The sequence below is a fragment of the Streptomyces lienomycini genome (assembly GCF_027947595.1).
In the GTDB taxonomy this organism is placed as follows: domain Bacteria; phylum Actinomycetota; class Actinomycetes; order Streptomycetales; family Streptomycetaceae; genus Streptomyces; species Streptomyces lienomycini.
This window is the reverse complement of record NZ_CP116257.1, coordinates 6,534,974-6,559,434: the sequence shown is the minus strand read 5'-3', so window position 1 is coordinate 6,559,434 and position 24,461 is coordinate 6,534,974. Positions and strand designations below refer to the sequence as shown.

General features: G+C 69.6%; 22 protein-coding genes and 2 tRNA genes. 22 read left to right on the top strand and 2 right to left on the bottom strand.

Translation table 11 applies throughout. The annotated features are described in order from the left end of the window. The first annotated feature begins 7 nt into the window (after nt 1–7). The 7 genes from BJ961_RS29945 (at nt 8) to BJ961_RS29915 (ending at nt 3,720) form a co-directional block, all read left to right on the top strand. Nucleotides 8–163, top strand: a complete 156-nt coding sequence (locus BJ961_RS29945; RefSeq protein ID WP_037824408.1) for a hypothetical protein — start codon at nt 8–10, stop codon at nt 161–163. A gap of 21 nt (nt 164–184) precedes the next feature. Then, complete coding sequence (locus BJ961_RS29940; protein ID WP_271415905.1) at nt 185–508, top strand: SpdD-like protein; 324 nt, start codon at nt 185–187, stop codon at nt 506–508. Between the two features lie 91 nt (nt 509–599). Continuing rightward, nucleotides 600–779, top strand: coding sequence for a hypothetical protein (locus BJ961_RS29935; RefSeq protein ID WP_271417207.1), 180 nt, complete (start codon nt 600–602; stop codon nt 777–779). After that, nucleotides 776–955 (top strand): hypothetical protein, encoded by a 180-nt coding sequence (locus BJ961_RS29930; RefSeq protein WP_271417289.1) that lies wholly within the window; start codon nt 776–778, stop codon nt 953–955. Before BJ961_RS29935 ends, BJ961_RS29930 begins: the two co-directional genes overlap by 4 nt. Next, nucleotides 952–2,346, top strand: coding sequence for a replication initiator protein RepSA (repSA, locus tag BJ961_RS29925; protein WP_271415904.1), 1,395 nt, complete (start codon nt 952–954; stop codon nt 2,344–2,346). Before BJ961_RS29930 ends, repSA begins: the two co-directional genes overlap by 4 nt. After that, nucleotides 2,339–2,551 (top strand): excisionase family DNA-binding protein, encoded by a 213-nt coding sequence (locus BJ961_RS29920; RefSeq protein ID WP_271415903.1) that lies wholly within the window; start codon nt 2,339–2,341, stop codon nt 2,549–2,551. Before repSA ends, BJ961_RS29920 begins: the two co-directional genes overlap by 8 nt. Further along, nucleotides 2,551–3,720, top strand: a complete 1,170-nt coding sequence (locus BJ961_RS29915; RefSeq protein WP_271415902.1) for a tyrosine-type recombinase/integrase — start codon at nt 2,551–2,553, stop codon at nt 3,718–3,720. Before BJ961_RS29920 ends, BJ961_RS29915 begins: the two co-directional genes overlap by 1 nt. Nucleotides 3,721–3,786: 66 nt before the next feature. On the opposite strand, the gene BJ961_RS29910 is transcribed toward BJ961_RS29915, so the two are convergent. Next, nucleotides 3,787–3,860, bottom strand: a tRNA-Gly gene (locus BJ961_RS29910). 163 nt (nt 3,861–4,023) lie between these two features. Here BJ961_RS29910 and BJ961_RS29905 point away from each other — a divergent pair. The 5 genes from BJ961_RS29905 (at nt 4,024) to clpX (ending at nt 8,898) form a co-directional block, all read left to right on the top strand. Then, nucleotides 4,024–4,100, top strand: a tRNA-Pro gene (locus BJ961_RS29905). A 196-nt stretch (nt 4,101–4,296) separates the two neighbouring features. Continuing rightward, entirely contained in the window at nt 4,297–5,697 is a 1,401-nt protein-coding gene (tig, locus tag BJ961_RS29900) for a trigger factor (protein WP_271415901.1), read from the top strand. A 386-nt stretch (nt 5,698–6,083) separates the two neighbouring features. Continuing rightward, a complete protein-coding gene (locus tag BJ961_RS29895; protein WP_271417206.1) occupies nt 6,084–6,689 on the top strand; it encodes an ATP-dependent Clp protease proteolytic subunit in 606 nt (201 codons plus the stop codon). Between the two features lie 50 nt (nt 6,690–6,739). Beyond that, nucleotides 6,740–7,420 (top strand): ATP-dependent Clp protease proteolytic subunit, encoded by a 681-nt coding sequence (locus BJ961_RS29890; RefSeq protein ID WP_271415900.1) that lies wholly within the window; start codon nt 6,740–6,742, stop codon nt 7,418–7,420. A gap of 191 nt (nt 7,421–7,611) precedes the next feature. Further along, on the top strand, nt 7,612–8,898 hold the full coding sequence (clpX, locus tag BJ961_RS29885; RefSeq protein ID WP_271415899.1) for an ATP-dependent Clp protease ATP-binding subunit ClpX: 1,287 nt from the start codon (nt 7,612–7,614) through the stop codon (nt 8,896–8,898). Nucleotides 8,899–8,974: 76 nt separating this feature from the next. Here clpX and BJ961_RS29880 read toward each other — a convergent pair whose 3' ends face one another. After that, the gene (locus BJ961_RS29880; RefSeq protein WP_271415898.1) at nt 8,975–9,979 is read right to left on the bottom strand and encodes a hypothetical protein; all 1,005 of its coding nucleotides are present in this window, start codon (nt 9,977–9,979) and stop codon (nt 8,975–8,977) included. A 137-nt stretch (nt 9,980–10,116) separates the two neighbouring features. Between BJ961_RS29880 and BJ961_RS29875 the strand changes: the two genes are divergently transcribed. From BJ961_RS29875 to BJ961_RS29830, 10 genes are all read left to right on the top strand, one after another. After that, nucleotides 10,117–12,741, top strand: a complete 2,625-nt coding sequence (locus tag BJ961_RS29875) for a valine--tRNA ligase (RefSeq protein ID WP_271415897.1) — start codon at nt 10,117–10,119, stop codon at nt 12,739–12,741. Between the two features lie 293 nt (nt 12,742–13,034). Then, nucleotides 13,035–14,549 (top strand): bifunctional tetrahydrofolate synthase/dihydrofolate synthase, encoded by a 1,515-nt coding sequence (folC, locus tag BJ961_RS29870; RefSeq protein ID WP_271415896.1) that lies wholly within the window; start codon nt 13,035–13,037, stop codon nt 14,547–14,549. A gap of 6 nt (nt 14,550–14,555) precedes the next feature. Continuing rightward, the gene (locus tag BJ961_RS29865) at nt 14,556–14,891 is read left to right on the top strand and encodes a DUF4233 domain-containing protein (RefSeq protein ID WP_271415895.1); all 336 of its coding nucleotides are present in this window, start codon (nt 14,556–14,558) and stop codon (nt 14,889–14,891) included. 218 nt (nt 14,892–15,109) lie between these two features. Further along, on the top strand, nt 15,110–15,523 hold the full coding sequence (ndk, locus tag BJ961_RS29860) for a nucleoside-diphosphate kinase (protein WP_271415894.1): 414 nt from the start codon (nt 15,110–15,112) through the stop codon (nt 15,521–15,523). A 318-nt stretch (nt 15,524–15,841) separates the two neighbouring features. Next, complete coding sequence (locus BJ961_RS29855; protein WP_007449816.1) at nt 15,842–16,861, top strand: rod shape-determining protein; 1,020 nt, start codon at nt 15,842–15,844, stop codon at nt 16,859–16,861. 200 nt (nt 16,862–17,061) lie between these two features. After that, nucleotides 17,062–18,087, top strand: a complete 1,026-nt coding sequence (gene mreC / locus BJ961_RS29850) for a rod shape-determining protein MreC (RefSeq protein ID WP_271415893.1) — start codon at nt 17,062–17,064, stop codon at nt 18,085–18,087. Between the two features lie 13 nt (nt 18,088–18,100). After that, nucleotides 18,101–18,772: a rod shape-determining protein MreD gene (mreD, locus tag BJ961_RS29845; protein WP_271415892.1), complete on the top strand. Its 672-nt coding sequence runs from the start codon at nt 18,101–18,103 to the stop codon at nt 18,770–18,772. 107 nt (nt 18,773–18,879) lie between these two features. After that, complete coding sequence (gene mrdA / locus BJ961_RS29840; protein WP_271415891.1) at nt 18,880–21,189, top strand: penicillin-binding protein 2; 2,310 nt, start codon at nt 18,880–18,882, stop codon at nt 21,187–21,189. Continuing rightward, nucleotides 21,186–22,382 (top strand): rod shape-determining protein RodA, encoded by a 1,197-nt coding sequence (gene rodA / locus BJ961_RS29835; RefSeq protein ID WP_271415890.1) that lies wholly within the window; start codon nt 21,186–21,188, stop codon nt 22,380–22,382. Before mrdA ends, rodA begins: the two co-directional genes overlap by 4 nt. Before the next feature lie 91 nt (nt 22,383–22,473). Further along, nucleotides 22,474–24,414 carry a TIGR03960 family B12-binding radical SAM protein gene (locus tag BJ961_RS29830; RefSeq protein ID WP_271415889.1) on the top strand — a complete coding sequence of 647 codons (1,941 nt, stop codon included), beginning with the start codon at nt 22,474–22,476 and terminating at the stop codon, nt 24,412–24,414. Nucleotides 24,415–24,461: the final 47 nt, after the last annotated feature.

Below are 24,461 nucleotides of genomic sequence, written 5' to 3'. Positions count from 1 at the left end.
GGCCGTGATGGACGTCCCGCTCTGGTTCGCCCTGCTCTGCGTCGGAGTCCTCGGCGTCAAGCTCATCCGCCCGCCCTGGTGGCTGATCGGCGTGCTCCTGCTCGGCGGGTTCCTCCTCGCTGACAGCGTCCTCGCCCCGGTCATCGACACCGCGATCAAGTAACCCACGGAAGGAGGAACGTTCATGTTCCGGCCCAAGCTCCCGACCATGCCCCAGCCCACCGGCATCGTCACCCCGCCCGCCGTCATCGAACCGACCACGATCACTCCCAGCACCCCGACCACGCCCACGGCACCGACCGTCCCGGCTCCGGTCCCGGCTCGGTCCACGATCCAGCTCACCCCGGGGACCGCGATCGCCCTCGTCGGAGGCGGCACCGCCGTCGTCCTGGTCGTCGGCGCGGTCCTGGTCTCCATGCTCCTGGCAGTCGCCATCACCGGCGCCTCGGTCGCCGTCTGTGCCGTCGTCCTGCGCTCCCTGCTCGCCTCCGGCAACCGACGCCGCTAACGGCCCCCGGGGCGGCTCTCTCGCCAAAGAACCGCCGCCCCGGGCGCCTTCCCACCTTCCAGACCCAACGGACCCGAAAGGCACGCCCATGATGCCCCAGCACGCCTCGACCGCGCGCATCTGCCGCGACTGCGACGGCTTCCCGATGGTCGCCATCACCACCGGCACCCGCCACACCGACGGCACCCGCGCCACCCTCCGGATCACCTGCCCGACCTGCAAGGGCACCGGCCACACCGCCCCCGCCAGCCTCGCCCGGACGGGGCGGTGATCGCAGTGGCTCTCCTCGACTGGCGCTCTCCCGAGCACTTCGACCATTCCGGCGACAAGCCGTGCGTGATCTGCACCAAGCCCACCCCGCTGCGCTCCGACCGCGGCAAGCCCGTGCACAAGGTCTGCGCGGAGGACTGGATCGACCGCCACACCGTCAAGGAGGACGACGCGTGACCAACGCCGTCACCCCGGCGGGCCTGGACCCGGTCACCCTCGGCGATCTGCTGCGGGTGGCCGGGTCCCCCGGCTTCGACCGCTGGCAAGACCAGATCAAGCGCACCGGCGGCTGCTCCGACCCGATCCACCTCACCGGCTGGACCCTCCACAAGGACAAGACCACCGGCGCCACCCTGCACCACTACTCGACCGCCGATGAGCCGGGCGGACGGCTGCGCGTCGCCTGCGGCAACCGCCGCGCCTCCCGCTGCCCGGCCTGCGCCTGGACCTACGCGGGCGACACGTACCACCTGATCCGTGCCGGGCTCGCCGGTGACGACCGCCGCGACATCCCCGCCACCGTCCGGGACCACCCGCGGGTCTTCGCCACCCTCACCGCCCCCTCCTTCGGCCCGGTCCACAACCGGCCCGACCGCGGCGCCTGCCGCTGCGGCACCCACCACTCCCCGGACGCCCCGGAACTGGGCACCGCCCTCGACCCGGCGACGTACGACTACGCGGCCGCGGTGCTGTTCAACAACCACGCCGGGCAGCTCTGGCAACGCTTCACCAACCGGCTCCGCCGGGAGATCGCCGCCCGTGCCGGCATCACCCAACGTGAACTGAAGGAGTGCGCCCGGCTGTCGTACGGCAAGGTCGCCGAGTTCCAAAAGCGCGGTGCCGTGCACTTTCACGCCGTGATCCGCATCGACGGACCCGACGGCCCGGACGCCCCGCCGCCGTCCTGGGCCACGGTCGATCTCCTCACCGATGCGATCCGCGCCGCCGCCGCCCACTCGTACACGTCGGTCTCGGTCCCGGCCGCCGCGGACCAACCGGCCCGTACCTTCCGGTGGGGCACCCAGCTCGACGTCCGGCCCGTGAAGGCGTTCGGGGACGGCTCCGACATCACCGAACAGGCCGTTGCCTCCTACGTCGCCAAGTACGCGACCAAGGCGGCCGAGAACACGGGCACGCTTGACCGCCGGGTGGGGGAGCTGTCCGAACTCGACCGCCACGGCGTCCCCGACCACGCCCGCCGACTCATCGCCGCGTGCAAGACGCTCGATCCGCTCTACCCCGACCGGCGCTTGTGGGCGTGGGCTCACATGCTTGGCTTCCGCGGCCACTTCTCCAGCAAGAGCCGCCGCTACTCGATCACCCTCGGCGCCCTCCGCCAGGCACGCGCCGACTACCGCGCCGCCCAAGAGGCCGCCGCACTCGGCATCGACGACCGCGAGCCGGACACCGTGCTCGTCCTCACTGACTGGCAGTACGCCGGACACGGCCACACCCCCGGGGAATCCGTCCTCGCCGCCACCATCGCCCGGGACCTCCAGCTCAACCGCGAAACCGCCCGCGAGGAACTCGCAGCCCTGCGTCAGGAAGGACAGCAAACCCATGAATGAGCGATACCTCAACGTGGATCAGGTCGCCGAACTGCTCGGCACGACCGTGCGCTTCCCGCGCCGCCTGATCGAGGAGCGCCGCATCACGTACGTGAAGGTCGGTCGGCACGTGCGCATCCCCGAGAGCGCTGTCCGGGAATTTATAGCCGCCAACACGGTGCGGCCTCGCCGCCGTGGTGTTGCTCTGCGGGGGGTGGCTGCCTGATGGCAGGGAAGCGCCGACAGTTCGGTCGGGTCCGCAAGCTTCCGTCCGGCCGCTATCAGGCCCGGTACGTTGGCCCTGACGGCATGCTCCGCCCGGCCCCGGAAACGTTCCGCACGAAGAAGGACGCGGACGCCTGGCTCGCCGACAAACAGACTGAAATGCGGCGTGGCGACTGGCACGACCCTGACGCCGGGAAAGTGGCGTTCGGCCCATACGCCGTTGCCTGGATCGAGGAGCGGGAGCTGACCGCCACCACGCGACAGCTCTACGGCTCGCTGCTGCGGCACCACCTTGAACCCACGTTCGGTGTGGTCAACGTCGCGGATATCTCGCCCCCGCTCGTGCGCCGTTGGCGTGCCGACAAACTCGCCGCTGGTGCTGGCCCGACGACCGTCGCGAAGGCATACGCCCTGCTGCGCGCCATCCTGCACACCGCTGTTGCCGACCAGATGATTCGGCGCAACCCGTGCACGATCAAGGGCGCGAGCGTGGTCCACACCCCGGAGCGGCCGACCGCGACCGTGCAGGAGGTGTACGACATCGCCGACGCCATCCAGCCCCGCTACCGGGCACTCGTCCTCATGGCGGGCTTCCTCGGACTTCGCTGGGGCGAACTGATTGGCTTGCACTGCCGGGATGTCGACCTGGACCACGGCGCCGTGCGCGTCCGCCGATCCGTCGCCGAACTCAACAATGGTCAGCGAGAGATCAAGGCGCCTAAGAGTGCGGCGGGAAAGCGCACGGTGTCCATCCCCGCCGCGATCATCCCGGACGTCCGCGAGCACCTGAAGCAGTACGCCGAGCCGGGCGCCGACGGTCGAGTGTTCATCGGTGCAAAGGGCGCGACTCCTCGGAGGAACCACTTCAATCGGCTGTGGCGCAGCGCGTGCACCCTTGCCGGCATCAAGGGCCTGCACTTTCATGATCTCCGGCACACCGGCAACACCCTCGCCGCCTCGACCGGGGCGAGCACGCGGGAGCTGATGGCGCGCATGGGCCACAGCACCGCCCGGGCCGCGCTGATCTATCAGCACGCCAGTGCCGAGCGTGACCGGCTGATCGCTAATGCCGTGTCCGGGCTCGTCGACAAGGGCCGGAAGAAGCCCCGGAAGGTCAAGAAGAAGAAAGACCGAAAGGCCAAGGGGCACGCCGGGGACACGACCGACTGATCGAGACCCCGGAAAGCGATCAGGGCCAGGCGGAGGAATGATCCTCTGACCTGGCCCTGAGTCGTCTGGAGCGGGCGACGGGAATCGAACCCGCGTAGCTAGTTTGGAAGACTAGGGCTCTACCATTGAGCTACGCCCGCACAGCGTGCGCCGCAGGTCGCTGACCGCGGCACTGGAGGCATCCTAGCGGGTCACCACCCCTCGCCGCACACCCCTTCCGGTCCGCGCCGGACCTCCGCGGACGCTCGGGAAATCCTGCGGTCCCCGGTGGCCGGGGGCATGTACCCTACGTGTCGCACCAGACGGGGTGTGGCGCAGCTTGGTAGCGCGTCCGCTTTGGGAGCGGAAGGCCGTGGGTTCAAATCCCGCCACCCCGACCACCGTCCGACCCTCATCGGCCGATCTCCTCGACGAGCACGAGTGATCGCCTTTTGGGCCGTGTAGTCGCTGCCGTTACTATGCAAGCTGCACGCCCGTGTGTCTCAGCGTATGAAGTCTCCGGGCGGCGAAGTTTGCCGGACATCCTCTCTGGCGTCCGGCAGAACCCAAGAAGTCAGCCACCAAGGAGACCGAACCGTGAAGAGCGCCGTGGAGACCCTGAACCCGACCCGGGTTCGGCTCACTGTCGAGGTGCCCTTCGAGGAGCTCAAGGACAGCCTCGACGCGGCGTACAAGAAGATCAACCAGCAGGTCACGGTGAAGGGCTTCCGCAAGGGCAAGATCCCGGCCCGGGTCATCGACCAGCGGTTCGGCCGCGGTGCGGTTCTGGAGGAGGCGGTCAACGACGCGCTTCCCAAGTTCTACACCGACGCGGTCAACGAGGCCGAGCTGAACCCGCTCGGCCAGCCCGAGGTCGACATCACGGAGCTGAAGGACGGCGAGACGCTGAACTTCACCGCCGAGGTCGACATCCGCCCCTCCATCGAGATCCCGGACTACTCCGGCATCGAGGTCGAGGTCGACGCCGTCGAGATCAGCGACGAGGACGTCGAGAAGTCGGTGGAGCAGCTGCGCGAGCGCTTCGCCTCCACCACGCCGGTCGAGCGGGCCGCCGAGGACGGCGACGTCCTCACCCTGGACCTGCAGGCCAAGGTCGACGGCGAGGTCCTCGAGGACGGCGTCGCCGACGGTGTGTCCTACACCATCGGCTCCGGCGAGCTGCTCGACGGCATCGACGACGCCGTCAAGGGCCTTCAGGCCGGTGGCGAGGCCACCTTCGCCTCCGAGCTCAAGGGCGGCTCGGCGGCCGGCAAGGAGGCCGAGGTCACCGTCAAGGTCACCCAGGTCGCCGCGCGCGAGCTGCCCGAGCTGGACGACGAGTTCGCCCAGCTCGCGTCGGAGTTCGACACGCTGGAGGAGCTGCAGGCCGACAGCCGCAAGCGCCTCGCCAACATGAAGCAGTACGACCAGGCCACGCAGGCCCAGGAGCGCGTCCTGGACAAGCTGCTCGAGCTGGTCGAGGTCCCGGTCCCCGAGAAGCTCCTCGAGGACGAGGTCAACACCCGCAAGCACAACCTCGAGCACCACCAGCTCGGCCAGATGGGCCTCGACCTCGAGAAGTACCTCGAGCTCCAGGGCAAGACCGCCGAGGAGTTCGAGACCGAGACCCGCGAGGCCGCGGTCAAGGGCATCAAGACCCAGTTCGTCCTCGACGAGCTGGTCAAGCAGGAGAAGCTCAACGTCAGCCAGGAAGAGCTGACCGAGCACCTCATGCGCCGCGCCGCCTCCTCCGGCATGTCCCCCGACCAGTTCGCCCAGGCCGTCGTCGAGCAGGGCCAGGTCCCGCTCCTCGTCGGCGAGGTCGCCCGCGGCAAGGCCCTGGCCGCCGTGGTCGAGAAGGCCACGGTCAAGGACACCAACGGCGAGGTCGTCGACCTGGACGACGAGGAGGACGAGGAGACGGAGGCCACCGAGGCCGCCACCACCGAGTCCGACGCCCCCGAGGCCGACAAGGCCGAGGAGAAGACCGAGGGCTGACCCCCCTCGCGTCTCCCCAGACGGACGCGGAACGGGCCCCGGACGACCAACGCCGGGGCCCGTTCCGCATACGGCAGGACGGCCCCGCCAGGGGCGCGGGGCTGTATCACTGTGCGGCTCCGCCGCGTGGGCGCGACCAGTCACAGACGGCCCGCACCCGGCGACGCACACACACCGCAACGGTGAGACGCCGCCAAGCGCACCGCCGCGTACCGCTACGCCCGAGGCGAACACCCGCAGAACCGGGATGGCACCGGAGGGTCACCGCGTTAGGGTCCATGAATACGAGGGCAGGGGAGTCCCCGAAAGCGGCTCCAGCCCCGCAGGGAAACGTGAGACGGCCCGGCGCCGTCGTAAGACGAGCAGGTGGATACGTGACGAATCTGATGCCCTCAGCCGCCGGCGAGCCCTCCATCGGTGGCGGCCTCGGCGACCAGGTCTACAACCGACTGCTCGGCGAGCGGATCATCTTCCTCGGCCAGCCGGTCGACGACGACATCGCCAACAAGATCACCGCACAGCTGCTGCTCCTTGCCTCCGACCCGGAGAAGGACATCTTCCTGTACATCAACAGCCCGGGCGGTTCGATCACGGCCGGCATGGCGATCTACGACACCATGCAGTACATCAAGAACGACGTGGTGACGATCGCCATGGGCCTCGCGGCCTCCATGGGGCAGTTCCTGCTCAGCGCGGGCACCCCCGGCAAGCGCTTCGCGCTGCCGAACGCCGAGATCCTGATCCACCAGCCCTCCGCCGGCCTCGCCGGCTCGGCCTCGGACATCAAGATCCACGCCGAGCGGCTGCTGCACACCAAGAAGCGCATGGCCGAGCTCACCTCGCAGCACACCGGCCAGACGATCGAGCAGATCACCCGCGACTCGGACCGCGACCGCTGGTTCGACGCCTTCGAGGCCAAGGAGTACGGCCTCATCGACGACGTCATCGCCACGGCCGCCGGTATGCCGGGCGGCGGCGGTACGGGCGCCTGAGCCATCCCCCGCCCCGGACCGACCGCCTCAGCCCCTTTACAGGAGACACTGTGAACGACTTCCCCGGCAGCGGCCTGTACGACCGCACGCGTGCCGAGTACACCGGCCCGTCCGCCGAGTCCCGCTACGTGATCCCGCGCTTCGTCGAGCGCACCTCGCAGGGCGTGCGCGAGTACGACCCGTACGCGAAGCTCTTCGAGGAGCGCGTGATCTTCCTCGGCGTCCAGATCGACGACGCCTCCGCCAACGACGTCATGGCGCAGCTGCTGTGCCTGGAGTCGATGGACCCCGACCGGGACATCTCGGTCTACATCAACAGCCCCGGCGGCTCCTTCACCGCGCTCACGGCCATCTACGACACGATGCAGTACGTGAAGCCGGACATCCAGACCGTCTGCATGGGCCAGGCCGCCTCCGCCGCCGCCGTCCTGCTGGCCGCCGGTACGCCGGGCAAGCGCATGGCGCTGCCGAACGCCCGCGTGCTGATCCACCAGCCGTACAGCGAGACCGGCCGCGGCCAGGTCTCCGACCTGGAGATCGCCGCCAACGAGATCCTCCGGATGCGCTCGCAGCTGGAGGAGATGCTGGCCAAGCACTCCACCACGCCGGTCGAGAAGATCCGCGAGGACATCGAGCGCGACAAGATCCTCACGGCCGAGGACGCGCTGGCCTACGGCCTGATCGACCAGATCATCACCACCCGGAAGATGGACAACTCCTCTCTCCGCTAGGCGGGAGGCTGTATCGTCTGCCGCTCCTTGGCACGGTTTGACGCGGTTCACGTCAAAGGGAACCGTGCCAAGGGGGGCCCGGACGAGGGGCCCGGCAAGGTACCGTCGGACATAAGGCAGCACCAGGAGTCCGCCCGCCGTCGACGTGACGTCGACGTCGGGGAGTCTCCCAGGCGAAGGGGAAGCACACCGTGGCACGCATCGGTGACGGCGGCGATCTGCTCAAGTGCTCGTTCTGCGGCAAGAGCCAGAAGCAGGTCAAGAAGCTCATCGCAGGGCCCGGTGTGTACATCTGCGACGAGTGCATCGACCTCTGCAACGAGATCATCGAGGAAGAGCTGGCCGAGACCAGCGAGGTGCGCTGGGAGGAGCTCCCGAAGCCCCGCGAGATCTACGAGTTCCTCGAGGGCTACGTGGTCGGCCAGGAGGCGGCCAAGAAGGCCCTCTCCGTCGCGGTGTACAACCACTACAAGCGGGTCCAGGCCGGTGAGAACGGCGGCGCCCAAGGCCGCGAGGACGCCATCGAGTTGGCGAAGTCCAACATCCTCCTGCTGGGCCCCACGGGCTCCGGCAAGACCCTCCTCGCCCAGACCCTGGCCCGCATGCTGAACGTCCCGTTCGCGATCGCCGACGCCACGGCGCTCACCGAGGCGGGGTACGTCGGCGAGGACGTCGAGAACATCCTGCTGAAGCTGATCCAGGCGGCGGACTACGACGTCAAGAAGGCCGAGACCGGGATCATCTACATCGACGAGATCGACAAGGTCGCGCGGAAGAGCGAGAACCCCTCCATCACGCGTGACGTGTCGGGCGAGGGCGTCCAGCAGGCCCTGCTGAAGATCCTGGAGGGCACCACCGCCTCCGTCCCGCCGCAGGGCGGCCGCAAGCACCCGCACCAGGAGTTCATCCAGATCGACACGACGAACGTCCTGTTCATCGTGGGCGGTGCCTTCGCGGGCCTGGAGAAGATCATCGAGGGCCGGGCCGGCGCCAAGGGCATCGGTTTCGGCGCGACGATCCGCTCCAAGCGGGAGATCGAGTCCAAGGACCAGTTCGAGCAGGTCATGCCGGAGGACCTGGTCAAGTTCGGCATGATCCCCGAGTTCATCGGCCGGCTCCCGGTCATCACCTCGGTGCACAACCTCGACCGCGAGGCGCTCCTCCAGATCCTGGTCGAGCCGCGCAACGCGCTCGTCAAGCAGTACGAGCGCCTCTTCGAACTCGACGGTGTGGAGCTGGACTTCGAGCGCGAGGCCCTGGAGGCCATCGCCGACCAGGCCATCCTCCGCCAGACCGGCGCCCGCGGCCTGCGCGCCATCATGGAGGAAGTCCTCCAGGGCGTCATGTACGAGGTCCCCTCCCGCAAGGACGTCGCCCGCGTCGTCATCACCGCCGACGTGGTCCTCTCCAACGTCAACCCGACGCTGATCCCCCGGGATTCGCGCGGGCGCGGCCCGGGCGAGCAGAAGACGGCGTAGCCGGTCACGCGCCACCGACGAGGGAGGGGCCCGGTCGAATCGACCGGGCCCCTCCCTCGTTCGCGTCGCACGCGCGTCAGGACTTGACGCGGACCTCGTCCCGCAGCTTCGTCGTGATGTCGATCGCGGTCTTCTTGTCCACCCCGGTACCGGAGTTGTCACCCGGGGAGACCATGGCGACCGTGCTGTAGTCGGCCCAGGCGCAGAACCAGTCGGTCGACACCTTCTTGGTCAGCGCGTTGGTGGCCTTGGTCGACTGGCACTTGGCGACGGTGCCGTCGATCTCGACCTCCTCGGGCTCGCCGACCAGCTCGGCGTTCTGCATGCCGCCGGTGTCGCTGGTGGAGCTCTCCCTGACTTCCTTCTGGATGTTGGCGAAGAACTTGTCCAGGACTGCCTCGGGTTCGGCGATCGTGCCGTACGCGCCCAGCAACGTGAAGCCCTTGGCGGTCAGCAGCTCCGACTTGTCGGGGATGGTGGAGGGGTCCTGGGGGTCGTAGCCGCTGAAGTCGGCGGTCGACCACTGCCCGACGACGGCGGTGCCGTCCTTGACGCCGCTCTTCTCCATGTCCTTGGCGGTGTCCGAGTCACCGCTCTCCTGGCCCTGGACCTTGGTGTACTCGCCGAGCGCCTTCGCGGGCGTCGTCAGCTTGTGCGCGCCGTCGTCCTCCAGGCCGCCGGCGCCACCGCCCCCGCCGATCACGAAGTACGCACCCACGCCGATCGCCGCCACGACCGCCACCGCGCCGATGATCAGACCGGCCTTCTTCTTGCCACCGCCCGACGCCGGGGGCTGCGGCATGCCGTAGGGCTGCTGCCCGTACGGCGGCTGCTGACCGTACGGGGGCTGCTGGCCGTAGCCGGGCTGCTGCTGGCCGTACGGGGGAGTCTGCGGCGGGACGCCGCCCTGCTGGGGCTGGGACGGGTAGCCGTAGCCCGGCTGCGGGGGAGGCGCCTGCTGGGGGTAGCCGTAGCCGGGCTGGGGGGCCTGCGGCGGCTGCTGGCCGTACGGTCCCGGCTGGCCGTACGGCCCGGGCTGCTGGGGCTGCCCGCCGTACGGGCCCGGCTGGTTGTGGCTCATTCCTGGGTTCCCCTCCAGATGTTTACGTGGCTCCGACATCCTCACCCAGACCTGGCGTGCGCAGGTCACCGGGGGCCGCACCGTTACAAACGAAACGCGTTTCGGGACAGGGCCGTGACGCCCGTAAACTGACCCCCGTGACCGAGAACTCTCAGCAGCCGCAGCCCGCGCCCACCACCGATCTGCCGACCCAGTACACGCCGGCCGACGTAGAGGCGCAGCTGTACGAGCGCTGGGTGGAACGGGGTTACTTCGAGGCCGACGCGAAGAGCGACAAGCCGCCGTACACCGTCGTCATCCCGCCGCCGAACGTCACCGGAAGCCTGCACCTCGGGCACGCCTTCGAGCACACGCTCATCGACGCCCTGACCCGCCGCAAGCGCATGCAGGGCTTCGAGACGCTGTGGCAGCCCGGCATGGACCACGCCGGCATCGCCACGCAGAACGTCGTCGAACGCGAACTGGCCAAGGAGGGCAAGTCCCGGCACGACCTCGGCCGGGAGGCGTTCGTCGAGCGCGTCTGGCAGTGGAAGTCGGAGTCCGGCGGGCAGATCAGCGGCCAGATGCGCCGCCTCGGCGACGCCGTTGCCTGGTCCCGTGAGCGCTTCACGATGGACGAGGGCCTCTCGCAGGCCGTCCAGACCATCTTCAAGCGGCTCTACGACGACGAGCTGATCTACCGCGCCGAGCGCATCATCAACTGGTGCCCGCGCTGTCTGACCGCGATCTCCGACATCGAGGTCGAGTACCAGGACGACGACGGCGAGCTGGTCTCCATGAAGTACGGGGAGGGCGACGAGACCATCGTCGTCGCCACCACCCGCGCGGAGACGATGCTCGGCGACACCGCCGTCGCCGTCCACCCCGACGACGAGCGCTACCGGCACCTGGTCGGCAAGCTCATCAAGCTCCCGCTGACCGACCGCTCCATCCCGGTCGTCGCCGACGAGCACGTCGACCCCGAGTTCGGCACCGGCGCCGTCAAGGTGACGCCCGCCCACGACCCGAACGACTTCGAGATCGGCCAGCGGCACGGCCTGCCCTCCATCGCCGTGATGGACGAGCACGCCGTCATCACCGCCCACGGCCCCTTCCAGGGCCAGGACCGCCTCGAGGCCCGCTCCGCCATCGTCGCCGCGCTGCGCGCCGAGGGCCGGATCGTCGCCGAGAAGCGGCCCTACGTCCACTCCGTCGGCCACTGCTCGCGCTGCAAGACCACCATCGAGCCGCGCCTGTCCATGCAGTGGTGGGTCAAGGTCGGCCCGCTGGCCAAGGCCGCCGGTGACGCCGTCCGCGACGGCAAGGTCAAGATCCACCCGCAGGAGATGGAGAAGCGGTACTTCGACTGGGTCGACAACCTCCACGACTGGTGCATCTCGCGCCAGCTGTGGTGGGGCCACCGCATCCCCGTCTGGTACGGCCCCGAGGGCGAGGTCGTCTGCGTCGGCCCCGGCGAGGAGCCGCCGAGCGGCGAGGGCTGGTACCAGGACTCCGACGTCCTGGACACCTGGTTCTCCTCCGGCCTGTGGCCGTTCTCCACCCTCGGCTGGCCCGAGCAGACCGAGTCGCTCGCGAAGTTCTACCCGAACTCCGTCCTGGTCACCGGCTACGACATCCTCTTCTTCTGGGTCGCCCGGATGATGATGTTCGGCCTCTACGCCATGGACGGCACCCCGCCGTTCCACACCATCGCCCTGCACGGCATGGTCCGTGACCAGAACGGCAAGAAGATGTCCAAGTCCTTCGGGAACGTGGTCAACCCGCTGGACTGGATGGACAAGTACGGCTCCGACGCCCTGCGCTTCACCCTCGCGCGCGGCGCCAACCCGGGCGTCGACGTCCCGATCGGCGAGGACTGGGTCCAGGGCTCCCGGAACTTCGCCAACAAGATCTGGAACGCCACCCGCTTCGCGCTGATGAACGGCGCGACGGTCGAGGGCCCGCTGCCCGACGCCTCGCGGATGTCGTCCACGGACCGCTGGATCCTCTCCCGCCTGAACTCGGTGGTCGCCGAGGTCGACGCGTACTACGAGGACTACCAGTTCGCGAAGCTCTCCGACGCCCTGTTCCACTTCGCCTGGGACGAGGTCTTCGACTGGTACGTCGAGCTGTCCAAGACCACCTTCCAGGCGGGCGGCGAGGCCGCCGAGGTCTCCCAGCGCGTCCTCGGCGAGGTCCTGGACGTCACGCTGCGCCTCCTGCACCCGATCGTCCCCTTCGTCACCGAGACGCTGTGGACGACGCTCACGGGCGGCGAGTCGGTCGTCATCGCCGCGTGGCCCACCGACTCGGGCTTCCGGGACGCGGCCGCCGAGCGGGAGATCGAGACCGTCCAGTCCGTCATCACCGAGGTGCGCCGCTTCCGCGCCGACCAGGGGCTCCAGCCCGGCCAGCGGGTCCCGGCCCGGCTGACCCTCGCGGGCAGCGCGCTCGCGGCCCACGAGGCGGCCGTCCGGCAGCTGCTGCGGCTCCAGCCGGAGGGCGACGGATTCGCCGCGACGGCCACGCTGCCGGTCGCGGGTGTCGAGGTGGCCCTCGACCTCTCCGGGGTCATCGACTTCGCCGCCGAGCGCAAGCGGCTGGCCAAGGACCTCGCCGCCGCCGAGAAGGAGAAGGCCCAGGCGGGCGCCAAGCTCGGCAACGAGGCGTTCCTGGCGAAGGCCCCGGACCACGTCGTGGACAAGATCCGCGGCCGCCTGACCAAGGCGGACGAGGACATCGCCCGCATCGCCGCCCAGCTGGAGAAGCTGCCGGAGGCGTGACGCCCCTACGTCAGTGAAGGCTCCCGGTGCCATGGTGGCGCCGGGGGCCTTCGTTACTCAGGGGCGCGGGGAACTGCGCGACCAGCCACGACGGCGCCGCACTCGCCGCGAGACCCAAGCCACCCCACTCCGTTCTGCGCGCCGCAGGGCACCGCGCAGCCCGGCGCTCACGGGGTGCTGCCCGCGCCCACCCTCCCCCCGCTCTCGGCTACGCTCAAGCGGGGGGATCCCCATCGCCCCCAGCGGCACGACTGCCCGCGGATACGGGGCACGGGGTACGTAGACTGGTCCCCGTGAGCGACATCCCCGGCGAGAACGACCAGCCCGACCCCCTCGACCCCTTCGACGAGATCATCGACGCGGAGACCACCCGCGACCCCGACCTCGCCGTCATCGAGGCCGGCAGCCGCACCCTGCGCACCCAGGGCGGCCCTCCGCAGGCCGACGTCCCCGGGCGCCCCGAGGACCCCGAGGTGGACGCGGCCCTGCGCGCCGTCGAGACGGAGCTGGCGACCCGCTGGGGCGAGACCAAGCTGGAGCCGTCCGTCACCCGGATCGCCGCGCTGATGGACGTACTGGGCGAGCCGCAGCGCTCGTACCCCTCCATCCACATCACCGGCACCAACGGCAAGACCTCCACCGCCCGCATGATCGAGGCCCTGCTCGGCGCCTTCGAGCTGCGCACCGGGCGGTACACCTCGCCGCACGTGCAGTCGATCACCGAGCGCATCAGCCTGGACGGCGCGGCGATCCCCGCCGAGCGGTTCATCGAGACGTACGAGGACGTCAAGCCGTACGTCGAGATGGTCGACGCGCGGCAGGAGTACCGGCTGTCGTTCTTCGAGGTGCTCACCGGCATGGCGTACGCGGCCTTCGCCGACGCGCCCGTGGACGTGGCCGTCGTCGAGGTCGGCATGGGCGGCTCCTGGGACGCCACCAACGTCATCGACGGGGACGTCGCCGTCGTCACCCCCATCGACCTGGACCACACCGACCGGCTCGGCGAGACGCCCGGCGAGATCGCGGTCGAGAAGTCCGGCATCGTGAAGCAGGACGCCACCGTCATCCTGGCCCAGCAGCCGGTGGACGCGGCGCAGGTCATGCTGAAGAAGGCCGTGGACGTCAACGCCACCGTGGCCCGCGAGGGGCTGGAGTTCGGCGTCGTCGCCCGCGAGGTCGCCGTCGGCGGGCAGCTGATGACCCTGCGCGGACTCGGTGGCGAGTACACCGAGGTCTACCTGCCGCTGCACGGCGCCCACCAGGCACACAACGCGGCGGTCGCGCTGGCCGCCGTCGAGGCGTTCTTCGGCGTCGGTGCGCAGCGCCCCGAGCCACTGGACGTCGACACCGTCCGCAAGGCCTTCGCCTCCGTCGCCTCGCCGGGCCGGATGGAGGTGGTGCGGCGCTCGCCGACCGTGGTCCTTGACGCCGCGCACAACCCGGCGGGCGCCCGGGTCACCGCCGAGGCGGTCGGGGAGGCCTTCCAGTTCAGCCGGCTCGTCGGAGTGGTCGGCGTCAGCGGCGACAAGGACGCGCGGGGACTGCTCGAGGCGTTCGAGCCGGTCTTCGCCGAGATCGTCGTCACCCAGAACACCGGCCCGCGGGCGATGGACGCCGACGCGCTCGCCGCGGTCGCCGTCGAGGTCTTCGGCGAGGACCGCGTCCAGGTCGAGCCGCGGCTGCCGGACGCCCTGGAGGCCGCGATCACGCTGGCCGAGGAAGAGGGCGAGTTCGCGGGCGGCGGTGTCCTCGTCACCGGTTCCGTCTTCACCGTCGGCGAGGCCCGACTGCTCCTCGGGAAGGGCTGAGTAACCGTGCGTACGCTCTGTGCTTCGACTCTGATCGGCGAGGTCTTCGTGATCGGCTTCGCCGGACTGGTCGCCATGAAGGACCCCGACCTGTCCATGGGGACCGTGTGGACGGTCAGCGGCATCGCGATGTTCCTGTGCGTCGCACTGTGCGGCTTCGTGACCCGTCCCGGCGGGGTCGCCTTCGGGTGGGCCCTGCAGATCGCCCTGATCGCCTCCGGCTTCGTCGTGCCGACCATGTTCTTCCTGGGCGCGATCTTCGGCGCCCTGTGGTGGGCGTCCGTGCACTACGGGCGGAAGATCGACGAGGCGAAGGCGAGGTTCGCCGCGCAGCAGGCGTAGCAGGGTTTTGTCGGTGCCGGGTGCTTTACTGCTTGTGGCACCCGGGCCCTCTCCGCACACGCGGAGATGTTCCCGGCTTACCCTTGTGCTCGGCGTACTGCTGATCCTGCTCCCCGCACATAGCGGGGCCTACTGGGAGCGGTCCGGGTGCCAGTCGCAGAGCCCGACCCGGTAGCCTCAGGCCATTCGTCTTTCTGGCCTGCAAGGAGCCGCACATCATGACCCAGCGCACTCTCGTCCTCCTGAAGCCGGATGCCGTCCGCCGCTCACTGGTCGGCGAGATCATCAGCCGTATCGAGCGCAAGGCCGGCTGGCAGATCACCGCGTTGGAACAGCGGACGCTGGACCGTGCCCTCCTGGAGCAACACTACGCCGAGCACGTCGGCCGGCCTTTCTACGAGCCGCTGGTCGAGTTCATGGCGTCCGGCCCGGTCGTCGCCCTGGTCGTCGAGGGCGAGCGGGTCATCGAGGGCGTACGCGCGCTGGCCGGCCCGACCGACCCGATCGCCGCCGCGCCCGGCTCCATCCGCGGCGACTACGGCGTGATCGTCCGGGAGAACCTGATCCACGCCTCCGACTCCGAGGAGTCCGCCGAGCGCGAGCTGAAGATCTTCTTCCCGGGCCGGGTCTGAGCCCCCTTCGCAACACGCCGGAGAGGCTTTTTTCTGACGTCACGTCAGCCGAATGGCTCAGGCGGAGCCGGGGCGGTCGCGCAAAAGCGACCGCCCTGTGGCATATGCGCGCCTGATCGGGGGAACGGATCCCACCGTTGGCCCGTCTCCAGGAGCGAGGCGGCCCGCCATCTGCTGACAATGGCGAAGACCCTCGCGCAGTGTTCGCGAAAGCGCGTCTACGATAGAAGCCTCCACGCGTCACTGCACCCACTTCGCCTACCTGAAAAGCCCTCAAAAGCTCCTGGGAAGGCCAGTCGAATCCTGATGGGGAACTCAATGTCGTTCATCGGCCGTGACATGGCTGTCGACCTCGGGACCGCCAACACGCTGGTGTACGTCAGGGGTCGCGGGATCGTACTCAACGAGCCGTCCGTCGTCGCGATCAACACCAACACCGGTGGCATCCTCGCGGTCGGCGCCGAAGCGAAGAAGATGATCGGGCGCACGCCCGGCAACATCGTTGCCGTGCGCCCGCTGAAGGACGGCGTCATCGCCGACTTCGAGATCACCGAGCGGATGCTCCGCTACTTCATCCTGAAGATCCACAAGCGGCGGTATCTGGCTCGTCCGCGGGTCGTCGTCTGTGTGCCCTCGGGCATCACCGGCGTCGAGCGCCGTGCCGTCATCGAGGCGTCGTCCCAGGCCGGCGCCCGGCAGGTGCACATCATCGAGGAGCCCATGGCCGCGGCCATCGGCTCCGGCCTGCCGGTCCACGAGGCCACGGGCAACATGGTGGTGGACATCGGCGGCGGCACCACGGAGGTCGCGGTCATCTCGCTCGGCGGCATCGTCACCGCCCAGTCCATCCGCGTCGCGGGTGACGAGCTGGACAACGCGATCATCCAGCACGTGAAGAAGGAGTACAGCCTTCTGCTGGGTGAGCGCACGGCCGAACAGATCAAGATCACGATCGGTTCCGCGTACGACCTCGACTCCGACGAGCACACCGAAATCCGCGGCCGGGACCTCGTCTCCGGGCTGCCCAAGACCGTCGTCATCTCCGCCGCCGAAGTGCGCAAGGCGATCGAGGAGCCGGTCAACGCCATCGTCGACGCCGTGAAGACGACCCTCGACAAGTGCCCGCCGGAGCTGTCCGGCGACATCATGGACCGGGGCATCGTCCTGACCGGTGGCGGTGCGCTGCTGCGCGGGCTCGACGAACGGCTGCGCCGGGAGACCGGAATGCCGATCCACATCGCCGAGGACCCGCTCGACAGCGTCGCGCTCGGCAGCGGCAAGTGCGTCGAGGAGTTCGAGGCGCTCCAGCAGGTGCTGGACGCCTCGCCGCGCAGATGACGTAACACTTCGGTTCCGCCGTACGAGACGATCTCCTCTCGTGCGGCGGATCGTTGATATAGAGGGTTCCAGTACCGGATGCGTGCGAAGTGCCCGATGCGTCGCACGCGCCCGACGTACCGAATCAGCTGAATTCCTGAACACCGCCACGTACATTCCGAGATTCCCGAATTTCGACGAGGAAGGCACGGCCGCCGCACGTGAGGGACACGAAAGAGAGCCGGCTGCTCCTGGTGCTGCTGATCGCCATCGCGTTCGCGCTGATCACGGTGGACATCCGCGGTGGGGAGGACTCACCGGTCGACGGTGCCCGGCAGGCCGCGGCCACCGTCTTCGGTCCGATCGAGAACGGGGTGTCCTCCGCGGTCGACCCGGTCGGCAACGCGGTCTCCGCGGTCCGCGACTCCGGCGACCGGCACGACCGGCTCGCCGAACTGGAAACGCAGAACGCGACCCTGAAGGCGAAGCTCGGCAGCGACGAGCGCGGCCGCAGCCGGCTCAAGCAGTTCGACAAGATGCTCGGGCTCGCCGGAGCCGGCCAGTACGGCATCAAGGGCGCCCAGGTCATCGCCATAGGAGCCGCACAGGGCTTCTCCTGGACGATCACGATCGACGTCGGCGCCGACGACGGCATCAAGCGCGACATGACCGTCCTCAACGGCGACGGCCTCGTCGGACGCGTGACCACTGTCGGCCCGAACACCGCCACCGTGCTGCTCGCCAACGACCCGGACTTCACCGTCGGCACCCGGATGGAGGCCGGTGACGAACTCGGCTTCGCCGCCGGACAGGGCGGCCGCCCCCTGCGCGTCGAACTCCTCAACGGCAAGGCCGACGTGAAGAAGGGCGACCGCCTCGTCACCTTCGGCTCCCAGGCCGACAGGCCGTTCGTGCCCGGCGTGCCCGTCGGCACCGTCACCCGCGTCGACCCCAACGGCGGCGACCTGACCCGCATCCTCGAGGTCACCCCGTTCGTCAGCTTCACCAAGCTCGACATCGTCGGCGTCGTCGTCCAGGCCCCGCAGAAGGACCCGCGCGACACGGTGCTCCCGGAGAAGGACAAGCCGAAGCCCACGCCGACCGTGACGGTCACCGTCACCCCGGGCGCCGACCCCGAGGGCCAGGACCGCAACGACGAGGCCGGGCAGAACGACGCGACCGGTCAGAACGACGCGACCGGCCAGAACGACCAGACCGACCAGCAGAACGAGCAGACCGAGCCGTAGGAGCCTTCACCCCATGCGCGTCAACCGGATCCTGCTGTCCGTCGCCCTGGTCGTCGTCGCCCTGGTGGTCCAGGTGAGCGTCCTCGCCCGCCTCCACCTGCCCGGCGCCGTCCCCGACCTGCTGCTGCTCACCGTCCTCGGCCTCGCCCTGGTCTACGGCCACGTCGGCGGCGCCCTCGTCGGCTTCGGCGCCGGACTCCTCGCCGACCTCGCCCCACCCGCCGACCACGCCGCCGGCCGCTACGCCCTGGTGCTCTGCGTCATCGGCTACCTCGCCGGCCTCGCCAAACCGGAGAACGGACGGCTCCGGTCGGCCACCGGCCCCATGGTCGTGGTCGTCGGCGCCGCCATCGGCACCACCCTGCTCTACGCCGGTGTCGGCGCCCTCGTCGGCGACACCGCCGCCCGCCATGTCGGCCTGCCCAGCCTGCTGTTCACGGCCTCCCTGTACGACCTGCTGCTCGCGCCCTTCGTCGTCCCCGGCGTCATGGCCCTCGCCCGCCGCGCCGACAACGACCCGCTGGCCGACACCAACTCCGCGGCCCAGAGCCCCGACATCTCCTCCGGCTGGCTCTCCTCAGGCACCGGCCTGCGCATCGGCAGACAGCGCAACGCGCTGCGGATGAAGACGGCCCGCGCCCGGGTGGCCCGCGCCGGACGCATCAAGGGGGTCAAGCGGCTGTGACCGGGCGGCACCACTCCAACAGCACATACTTCGTGAGGGGGAGCCAGAACCAGTGACCGATCCCCACCCGTCGCCCACCACCACCCTCAACCGGATGGGCTGCGCCCATGACTAACATTCCGGAGACCGGCCGCAGTACCCGCGTCCAGACCCGGCTCGTCGTCATCCAGATCCTCGTCCTCTCCCTCCTCGCCACCCTCGGCGGCCGCCTCTGGTACCTCCAGATCCGCCAGGGCGACGAGTACGCCGAGAAGGCCTCCGGCAACCACGTCCAGCAGGTCGTCCAGCCCGCCACCCGCGGCTCGATCCTGGACGCCCGCGGCGTGGCCCTCGCCGACAACGAGACCCGGCTCGTGGTCTCCGCCTCCCGCACCGACCTGCTGAAGATGAGGGACGACGGCAAGGCGGTCCTCACCAAGCTCGCCGGCGTCCTCGGCATGAAGCCCCAGGACGTCATCGACAAGGTCCGCCTCTGCGACGCCGAGACCCCGCAGCCCTGCTGGAACGGTTCGCCCTACCAGCCGATCCCCGTCACCGACGAGGCCACGGTCAAGCAGGCCCTGCAGATCCGCGAACGCGCCGAGGACTTCCCCGGCATCACCGCCGAACCCATGGCCGTACGCCGCTACGCCGCCCCCGGCGAGTCCAACACCGCCCAGGTCCTCGGCTACCTCTCGCCGGTCACCGACGAGGAGCTGCAGAAGGCCCAGGACACCGACTCGCCCTTCCTGCGCTCCGACCAGGTCGGCCGCTCCGGCCTGGAGCGCCAGTACGACAAGGCGCTGCGCGGCAAGGCCGGTGTCACCCGCTACGAGGTCGACAACCTCGGCCGCGTCATCGGCGAGGCCGAGTCCGACCCCGGCACCCCCGGCTCCAACCTCGTCACCAGCATCGACGCCCGCGTCCAGCGGGTCGCCGAGTACGAGCTGAACGAGGCGATGAAGGCCGCCCGCAAGGAGATGGACCGCAACACCAACCGGCTCTACGAGGCCGACGCGGGCGCGGTCGTGGTGATGGAGGCCAAGACCGGCCGCGTCGTCGCCATGGCCTCCAACCCGGACTACGACCCCAACGCCTGGGTCGGCGGCATCTCCGCCAAGGACTACAAGAAGCTCACCGGCAAGGACTCCAACTACCCGCTGCTCAACCGCGCCACCCAGGGCCAGGCCGCCCCCGGCTCCATCTTCAAGGTCGTCTCCTCGGCCGGCGCGGTCGAGGCCGGCTACGACTTCGACGGCAACTACGACTGCTCCAGCGCCTACGACGTCGGCGGTCAGATCTTCAAGAACTTCGAGTCGGCCAACGAGGGCATGATCACCATCGGCCGCGCCCTGGAACTCTCCTGCGACACCGTCTTCTACCGCCTGGCCCACCAGGAGTGGAAGAAGGACGGCGGGATGAACCCCAAGGACCCCAACGACTACTTCTACAAGGCCGCCCACCAGTTCGGCCTCGGCGCCAAGACCGGCATCGACCTCCCCAACGAGGTCAGCGGCCGCGTCCCCGACCGCGAGTGGAAGCAGGAGTACTGGGAGGCCAACAAGGACGCCTGGTGCAAGTCCGGCAAGAAGGACGGCTCCTACGTCGAGAAGATCGCGTACGAGAACTGCCACAGCGGCAACAAGATGCGCGCCGGTGACTCCATCAACTACTCCATCGGCCAGGGCGACACCCTCGTCACCCCCATCCAGATGGCCACCATCTACGCCGCCATCTCCAACGGCGGCACCCTCTACGACCCGAGCATCGGCAAGGCCGTCGTCAGCCCCGACGGCAAGTCGGTCCGCGAGATCGCGCCCACGGCGCACGGCAAGCTGCCGATAAGCAAGACCACGCTCGCCAAGATGGACGAGGCCCTCGCCGGCGTCGCCAGCCGCGGCACCGCCGCCTGGCGGTTCGCCCAGGTCGGCTGGCCGCAGGACAAGATCCCGATGCACGCCAAGACCGGCACGGCCGAGGTGTACGGCAAGCAGACCACGTCCTGGTTCGCGACGTACACCAAGGACTACTCGATCGTCATGACGATCTCCCAGGGCGGCACCGGCTCCGGCGCCTCGGGACCCGCCGTCCGCAACATCTACGACGCGCTGTACGGCGTCTCCGACGACGGCGACATCGACCCGAAGAAGGCCCTGCTGCCCAAGCCGCAGGCCCAGCTCCCGAAGATCAGGTCCGACGGCACGATCCTCTCGCCGAAGATGCCCGAGGACGTCGTCAAGGAACTTCAGCCCGACGAGAAGGCCTCCCCGGACGAGGAGTACGCCCCCGTCGAGGAGGGCGACCAGCCGGCGACCACCCCCAACCAGAACGGGGGCAACCGCGACACCCGCCGCCGGCGGCGGCGCGGCGGCGCACGCGGCGCCGGGCGCGGCGCCCGGCCGGGCGCCAGGGGAAGAAGCCGGAGGGCACGCACATGACCGGCAACAGCTTCCACGTCTCCGGATACGGCCCCGACAAGGGAGGCTGGACCCGCCTCTTCGCCCGGGACTCCATGGCCCGGCGGCTCGACTGGCCGATACTGCTGGCCGCCGTCGCGCTGTCCCTGATGGGTTCGCTGCTCGTCTACTCCGCGACGCGCAACCGCACCGAACTCAACCAGGGCGACCAGTACTACTTCCTCACCCGCCACCTGCTGAACACCGGCATCGGGCTCGCCCTGATGGTCGCCACCGTCTGGCTCGGCCACCGCGCCCTGCGCACCGCCGTGCCCGTCCTCTACGGCGCGTCCGTGGCCCTGATCCTGCTGGTGCTCACCCCGCTCGGCTCGACGATCAACGGCGCCCACTCCTGGATCAAGCTCCCCGGCGGCTTCTCGCTGCAGCCCTCGGAGTTCGTGAAGATCACGATCATCCTGGGCATGGCGATGCTGCTGGCCGCACGCGTCGACGCGGGGGACCGGCCCCACCCCGACCACCGCACCGTGCTCCAGGCCCTGGGCCTGGCCACCGTGCCGATGCTGATCGTGATGCTCATGCCCGACCTCGGGTCGGTCATGGTCATGGTCATCATCGTGCTCGGCGTCCTGCTCGCCTCCGGCGCCAGCAACCGCTGGATCTTCGGGCTGCTCGGCGCGGGCACCGCCGGGGCGCTCGCCGTGTGGCAGCTCGGCATCCTGGACGACTACCAGATCGCCCGCTTCGCCGCCTTCGCCAACCCGGCCCTCGACCCCGCGGGCGTCGGCTACAACACCAACCAGGCCCGCATCGCCATCGGTTCCGGCGGACTCACCGGCTCCGGCCTCTTCCACGGCTCGCAGACCACCGGCCGGTTCGTGCCCGAGCAGCAGACCGACTTCGTCTTCACCGTCGCCGGCGAGGAACTGGGCTTCCTCGGCGCGGGCCTCATCATCGCCCTGCTCGGCGTGGTCCTCTGGCGCGCGTGCCGGATCGCCCGCGGCACCCCGGACCTGTACGGGACGGTCGTCGCCGCCGGGATCGCCGCGTGGTTCGCCTTCCAGGCGTTCGAGAACGTCGGCATGACCCTCGGCATCATGCCGGTCACCGGTCTGCCCCTGCCCTTCGTCTCCTACGGCGGCTCCTCCATGTTCGCCGTGTGGATAGCGGTGGGGCTGCTCCAGTCGATCACCGTGCAGAGACCGATGTCGGCGTAGCCCGGCACCCGCGGGGTGAGCGGTAAGGGGGACCTGTCCGGTCGGGTTAGGCTGGATGGTCCCCCTTGTCAGCACACGAAGGTCCCGTGAGATGCCTGCCGAAGCCTCCCCGGCCGCCGAGTCCGTGTTTCCGCAGCTCGAAGCGCTGCTCCCGCATGTGCAGAAGCCGATCCAGTACGTCGGCGGAGAGCTCAACTCCACGGTCAAGGACTGGGAATCCTGCGACGTCCGCTGGGCCCTGATGTACCCCGACGCCTACGAGGTCGGCCTGCCCAACCAGGGCGTCATGATCCTCTACGAGGTGCTCAACGAGCAGCAGGGCGTCCTCGCCGAGCGCACCTACAGCGTGTGGCCGGACCTCGAGGAGCTGATGCGGGAGCACTCCGTCCCGCAGTTCACGGTCGACAGCCACCGCCCGGTCGGCGCCTTCGACGTGTTCGGCCTCTCCTTCTCCACGGAGCTGGGCTACACCAACATGCTCACCGCCCTCGACCTGGCGGGCATCCCGCTGGAGGCGGCGGACCGCGGCATCGACGACCCGATCGTCCTGGCCGGCGGCCACGCGGCGTTCAATCCCGAGCCGATCGCGGACTTCATCGACTGCGCGGTCATCGGCGACGGCGAACAGGCCGTCCTGGAGGTCACCGCGATCATCCGCGCCTGGAAGGCCGAGGGCCGTCCGGGAGGCCGCGAGGAGCTCCTGCTCCGCCTGTCCAGGACCGGCGGCGTCTACGTCCCCGCCTTCTACGACGTCGAGTACCTCCCCGACGGCCGCATCGCCCGCGTCGTGCCCAACCGCTCCGGCGTCCCGTGGCGCGTCTCCAAGCACACCGTCATGGACCTCGACGAGTGGCCCTACCCCAAGCAGCCCCTCGTCCCGCTCGCCGAGACCGTCCACGAGCGCATGTCGGTGGAGATCTTCCGCGGCTGCACCCGCGGCTGCCGCTTCTGCCAGGCCGGCATGATCACCCGCCCGGTGCGCGAGCGCTCCATCACCGGCATCGGCGAGATGGTCGACAAGGGCCTCAAGGCGACCGGCTTCGAGGAGGTCGGCCTGCTCTCCCTCTCCTCCGCCGACCACACGGAGATCGCCGACGTGGCCAAGGGCCTCGCCGACCGGTACGAGGAGGACAAGATCGGCCTGTCCCTCCCGTCCACCCGCGTCGACGCCTTCAACATCGACCTGGCCAACGAGCTGACCCGCAACGGCCGCCGCTCCGGCCTCACCTTCGCCCCCGAGGGCGGCTCCGAGCGGATCCGCAAGGTCATCAACAAGATGGTCTCGGAGGACGACCTCATCCGGACCGTCGCGACGGCCTACGGCAACGGCTGGCGCCAGGTGAAGCTGTACTTCATGTGCGGCCTGCCCACCGAGACCGACGACGACGTCCTCCAGATCGCCGACATGGCCACCCGCGTCATCGCCAAGGGCCGCGAGGTCTCCGGCTCCGGCGACATCCGCTGCACGGTCTCCATCGGCGGCTTCGTCCCCAAGCCCCACACCCCCTTCCAGTGGGCGCCGCAGCTGTCGGCCGAGGAGACGGACGCCCGCCTCCAGAAGCTCCGCGACAAGATCCGCGGCGACAAGAAGTACGGCCGCTCCATCGGCTTCCGCTACCACGACGGCAAGCCCGGCATCGTCGAGGGCCTCCTCTCCCGCGGCGACCGCCGCCTCGGCGCCGTCATCCGCGCCGTCTACGACGACGGCGGCCGCTTCGACGGCTGGCGCGAGCACTTCTCCTACGACCGCTGGATGGCCTGCGCCGACAAGGCCCTGGAGCCGACCGGCGTGGACGTCGACTGGTACACCACCCGCGAGCGCGGCTACGAGGAGGTCCTGCCCTGGGACCACCTCGACTCCGGACTCGACAAGGAGTGGCTGTGGGAGGACTGGCAGGACGCCCTCGACGAGACCGAGGTCGACGACTGCCGCTGGACGCCGTGCTTCGACTGCGGCGTGTGCCCCGCCATGGACACGTCCATTCAGGTCGGCCCGACCGGCAAGAAGCTGCTGCCGCTGACCGTCAAGTGACGTACGTCACGGCCTGTTCGTGACGTACGGTCAGTTTGCCTCGTTTC

Excerpts from the sequence above, each read along its gene's own strand:
- BJ961_RS29945 (WP_037824408.1), top strand. The coding sequence starts at position 8 with ATGGACGTCCCGCTCTGGTTCGCCCTGCTCTGCGTCGGAGTCCTCGGC.
- BJ961_RS29940 (WP_271415905.1), top strand. The coding sequence starts at position 185 with ATGTTCCGGCCCAAGCTCCCGACCATGCCCCAGCCCACCGGCATCGTC.
- BJ961_RS29935 (WP_271417207.1), top strand. The coding sequence starts at position 600 with ATGCCCCAGCACGCCTCGACCGCGCGCATCTGCCGCGACTGCGACGGC.
- BJ961_RS29920 (WP_271415903.1), top strand. The coding sequence starts at position 2,339 with ATGAATGAGCGATACCTCAACGTGGATCAGGTCGCCGAACTGCTCGGC.
- BJ961_RS29915 (WP_271415902.1), top strand. The coding sequence starts at position 2,551 with ATGGCAGGGAAGCGCCGACAGTTCGGTCGGGTCCGCAAGCTTCCGTCC.
- BJ961_RS29895 (WP_271417206.1), top strand. The coding sequence starts at position 6,084 with ATGCCCTCAGCCGCCGGCGAGCCCTCCATCGGTGGCGGCCTCGGCGAC.
- BJ961_RS29880 (WP_271415898.1), bottom strand. The coding sequence starts at position 9,979 with ATGAGCCACAACCAGCCGGGCCCGTACGGCGGGCAGCCCCAGCAGCCC.
- ndk (WP_271415894.1), top strand. The coding sequence starts at position 15,110 with ATGACCCAGCGCACTCTCGTCCTCCTGAAGCCGGATGCCGTCCGCCGC.
- BJ961_RS29855 (WP_007449816.1), top strand. The coding sequence starts at position 15,842 with ATGTCGTTCATCGGCCGTGACATGGCTGTCGACCTCGGGACCGCCAAC.
- mreD (WP_271415892.1), top strand. The coding sequence starts at position 18,101 with ATGCGCGTCAACCGGATCCTGCTGTCCGTCGCCCTGGTCGTCGTCGCC.
- mrdA (WP_271415891.1), top strand. The coding sequence starts at position 18,880 with ATGACTAACATTCCGGAGACCGGCCGCAGTACCCGCGTCCAGACCCGG.
- rodA (WP_271415890.1), top strand. The coding sequence starts at position 21,186 with ATGACCGGCAACAGCTTCCACGTCTCCGGATACGGCCCCGACAAGGGA.
- BJ961_RS29830 (WP_271415889.1), top strand. The coding sequence starts at position 22,474 with ATGCCTGCCGAAGCCTCCCCGGCCGCCGAGTCCGTGTTTCCGCAGCTC.